This is a genomic window from Carnobacterium sp., from assembly GCF_040274425.1.
Genome location: NZ_JBEMBC010000191.1, coordinates 1 through 725 on the forward strand (window position 1 = coordinate 1; position 725 = coordinate 725).

Here is a 725-nt window from a genome sequence, read left to right on the forward strand (position 1 = left end):
TTCAACTTTTATAGACGTCTTAGGTTGGACAATTGTATGGACTGTTGTTGCTTCAACATTGCAAGTAGCATTAGGAATCTTTATGGCTGTTCTAGTCAATCAAAAAGATTTACGTTTCAAAAAAATTATTCGAACTATCTTAGTGTTGCCATGGGCAGTACCTGGTTTTGTAACAATTTTGATTTTTGCTGGAATGTTTAATGATAGTTTTGGAGCAATTAATACGACTATTTTAGCTGGTTTTGGGCTTGATGCTATTCCTTGGATGACAAATGCGAACTGGACAAGGATCGCGCTATTAATGATGCAAGGTTGGCTAGGATTTCCATATATTTTTGTTGTGACTACAGGTGTACTTCAATCTATTCCAGAAGATTTGTATGAAGCAGCTACGATTGACGGGGCCACTTCTTTTGGTAAATTCAAACATATTACCTTGCCATTACTATTAACATCTATCGCTCCAATTATTATTACGCAATACACATTTAACTTCAATAACTTCAATATCATCTATCTATTTAATGGAGGTGGACCTGCAGTTCCAGGTTCAACTGCAGGTGGCACAGACATTTTAGTTTCTTGGATATATAAATTAACCATGCAATCTAGTCAATATTCTTTAGCTGCTGCACTAACGATCTTACTCTCTGTCTTTGTTATTACTATTGCGTTATGGCAATTTAGACGAACTAGTTCGTTCAAGGGAGGCGAATAATAATGAG

1 pseudogene is annotated in these 725 nt (G+C 35.9%); it reads left to right on the forward strand.

The features are described from left to right. Positions 1-718 (forward strand): annotated as a pseudogene (ganP, locus tag ABS911_RS15225) (galactooligosaccharide ABC transporter permease GanP); the annotation flags it as partial. Between the last annotated feature and the right edge of the window lie 7 nt (positions 719-725).